Source organism: Curtobacterium sp. B8 (assembly GCF_000333315.1).
Lineage (GTDB): Bacteria > Actinomycetota > Actinomycetes > Actinomycetales > Microbacteriaceae > Curtobacterium > Curtobacterium luteum.
In genome coordinates, this window is sequence record NZ_BACW01000211.1 from 1 (window position 1) to 3,288 (window position 3,288).

Here is a 3,288-nt window from a genome sequence, read left to right on the forward strand (position 1 = left end):
CGGAGAACCAGCGGAGGAACTCGCCGCCGTAGGTGACCTCGCCGTTCGCCTCGGCGAGGGGCTTGCCCATCTCGAGCGTCATGAGGAGCGCGAAGTCCGCCCGGCGCTCCTGGAGCAGGTCGAATGCCTTCCGCAGCACCTCGGCACGCTGCCGCGGCGGGGTGGTCGCCCACGCCTGCTGGGCTGCTGCGGCGGCGTCGAGGGCTCGGACACCGTCCTCGGGGGTCGCGTCGGCGATCTCGAGGAGCGTCTCGCCGGTCGACGGGTCGACGACGGGGAACGTCGCGCCGTCGGCCGCCGGCTGCCAGGTGCCGTCGACCAGGAGGCCCGTGGGGACCTTCGCGAGGAGCGCGCGTTCGGCGGCGGTGCGGGTGGCCTGCTGCGTGTCGGTCGCGCTGTGGTCGGTCTGGGTGTCGGTCATGCTGCGGCGAGTCCTTCCAGGACGACGTCCAGGCCTTCGCCGAGGAGGGCGTCGTCGATCGCGAGCGGGGGGAGGAAGCGGAGGACGTTGCCGTACGTCCCCGCGGTGAGGGCGATGACGCCGTGCTCGTACGCGTACTTGACCACACGCCCGGTGAGTGCGGCATCGGGTTCGCCGGTCGCGGGGTCGACGAGCTCGACCGCGACCATGGCGCCGCGACCGCGGACGTCGCCGATGCGCGGGTCCTCGGCCTGCGCGGCGCGGAGGCGTCCGAGCAGCAGGTCGCCGATCGCGGCCGCCCGCTCGACGAGGCCGTCGTGCTCGAACGCGTCGATGGCGGCGAGCGCTGCGGCACAGGCGACGGGGTTGCCGCCGTACGTGCCGCCGAGGCCGCCGACGTGCGCGGAGTCCATGATCTCGGCGCGACCGGTCACGGCGGACAGCGGCATCCCGCCGGCCATGCCCTTCGCAGTGGTGACGAGGTCGGGGACGATGCCCTCGTGCTCGCTCGCGAACATCGCGCCGGTGCGGGCGAAGCCGGTCTGGACCTCGTCGGCGATGAAGACGACGTCGTTCGCGGTGGCCCACGCCGAGAGCGCGGCCAGGAACCCGGGCGCCGGGACGACGAACCCGCCCTCGCCCTGGATCGGCTCGATGAGCACGGCGGCGGTGTTCTCGGCGCCGACCTGCTTCTCGATCTGGGTGATCGCACGCTTGGCGGCCTCGGCGCCGGACAGCCCGCCGTCGCGGTACGGGTACGACATCGGCACGCGGTAGACCTCGGGGGCGAACGGCCCGAAGCCGTTCTTGTACGGCTGGTTCTTCGCCGTGAGCGCCATCGTGAGGTTGGTGCGGCCGTGGTACGCGTGGTCGAACACGACCACGGCCTGCTTGCCGGTGTGCTTCCGGGCGATCTTGACCGCGTTCTCGACGGCTTCGGCGCCGGAGTTGAACAGGGCGGTCTTCTTCGCGTGGTCGCCCGGCGTGAGGCGGTTGAGGGCCTCGGCGACCTCGACGTACCCGTCGTACGCGGCGATCGTGAAGCACGTGTGCGTGAAGGCGGCGACCTGCTGCTGCACGGCCTCGACCACGCGGGGGTGCGCGTTGCCGACGCTCGTGACGGCGATACCGGAGCCGAGGTCGACGAGCGAGTTGCCGTCCGCGTCGACGACGACCCCGCCCCCGGCCGCGACGACCGCGACCGGCACGGCGATGCCGACGCCGGCGGCGACCGCGGCGGCCTTCCGTTCCAGCAGCGCGCGGGAGCGCGGACCCGGCACCTCCGTGACGAGCCGCCGCTCCTGCGGCAGCGAGGGGCCACCCGTGGCGGCGCTGGTCGAGGGGGCGACGGTGGAGGTCATGCGGCGATCGTAGGAGCCGACCACCCCGACCCCCACTGTCCCTCACGTACAGCAGCCCTGCTCCGGATCGCCACAGCGGATAGAGTCCGTGCATGCCCGCGACGCTGCGCTCCCTGCTCCACCGCGCCGACCTACACCTCCGGCTGCTGACCCGGGACGACGCCGACGCGCTCGACGCCCCGCTGTCCTGGCTGCACAGCTCCGACCTCGAGGACCCGACGCCGTTCCTCGCCGACGGCCAGGGACTGCTCACGACCGGCACCCAGTTCGACGAGGACGAGGTGAGCGCGACCGTCGCCGAGGCCTACGTCGCACGACTCCAGCGTCGCGGGGTGGTGGCACTCGGCTTCGGGACCGAGGTCGTCCGTGCCGGCACCCCGGCGTCCCTCGTCGACGCGTGCGACGTCCACGGGCTGCCGCTCTTCGAGGTGCCCTACGAGACGTCGTTCATCGCGGTCGCGCAGGCGAACGCGGACGCCGTGTCCCGCGAGGCGAACGCCCGGAACGCCTGGGCGCTCTCGGCCCAGCGGGCGATCTCGCTCGCGGCGATGCGTCCGGACGGGCTGGGCGCGACGATCGCCGAGCTCTCGCGGCAACTCGACGGCTGGGTCGGGCTGTTCGACCTCTCCGGCCGGCTCGACCGCGGGCACCCCGACGGCGCGGTCCCCGAGGCCGACCTCGACGTGCTCCGGTCCGAGGCGTTGCGGCTCCTGCGCGCAGGACAGCGGGCCAGCCTGCCGGTCACGACGGAGCACCGCACCGGGTACACCCTGCAGACCCTCGGCAGCGGTGGACACCTCAGCGGCGTCCTCGCGATCGCGAACGGCGGCGCGCTCGACCGGGCCGGCCGCGAGGTCGTCACGGCCGTCATCGCACTCGCCGGACTCGCACTGCAGCAGAACCGCGAGCTCGCCCGGGCCCGCGGACTCCTCCGCACCGGACTCCTGACGATGCTCTCGGTCGGCGACCCGGCCGTCGTCGACTCGACCTCGCGCGAGGTGTGGGGGCCGCTGCCCGAGGAGCCCGTCCGGATCGCCGCGGTCGAGGTGCCCGACCACGACCTCGACACCGTCGTGGACCTGCTCGAACTGTGGGTCCAGGACCGTCCCGGGCGGCTCTTCTTCGCCGTGGACGACGCCCTCTTCCTCTGCGTCGGCGCCGAGGACACCGGGGTCGTCGACGAACTCGTCGCCCGCTTCGACCTGCACGCCGGGCTCTCGGACGGCGCGACGTACCGGTACTTCGGCCGGGCGCGGACCGAGGCGGTGCAGGCGCTCGACCGTCGACGTGAGGGCCGTCCCGGCACCACCGAGTTCGGCGACCTCGCCCGTGAGGGGGTGCTCGCCCACCTCGCGCACGTCGACGTCGACGCGGGGGCAGTCGCCCGTGCGTTCCTCGCCCCGCTGCTCGACCACGACCGGGCCGCCGGCACCGAGCTCACCCGGACGGTCCGCACCTGGCTGGAGCAGAACTGCGAGTACGACCGCACCGCCCAGGCCCTCGGCG

The 3,288-nt window shown here is 73.7% G+C and carries 3 protein-coding genes; 1 reads left to right on the forward strand and 2 read right to left on the reverse strand.

What is annotated here, in order from left to right; genetic code table 11:
- Both I59_RS05300 and gabT read right to left on the reverse strand, forming a co-directional pair.
- Nucleotides 1-421: aldehyde dehydrogenase family protein (locus tag I59_RS05300; RefSeq protein WP_031272983.1), on the reverse strand; the 421-nt coding region annotated here is incomplete at its 3' end.
- Complete coding sequence (gene gabT / locus I59_RS05305; RefSeq protein ID WP_031272985.1) at nucleotides 418-1,782, reverse strand: 4-aminobutyrate--2-oxoglutarate transaminase; 1,365 nt, start codon at nucleotides 1,780-1,782, stop codon at nucleotides 418-420. The genes gabT and I59_RS05300, both read right to left, overlap by 4 nt.
- A 92-nt stretch (nucleotides 1,783-1,874) precedes the next feature.
- Here gabT and I59_RS05310 point away from each other — a divergent pair.
- On the forward strand, nucleotides 1,875-3,288 hold a 1,414-nt coding region (locus I59_RS05310), incomplete at its 3' end, for a PucR family transcriptional regulator (RefSeq protein ID WP_022902978.1).

Excerpts from the sequence above, each read along its gene's own strand:
- gabT (WP_031272985.1), bottom strand. The coding sequence starts at position 1,782 with ATGACCTCCACCGTCGCCCCCTCGACCAGCGCCGCCACGGGTGGCCCC.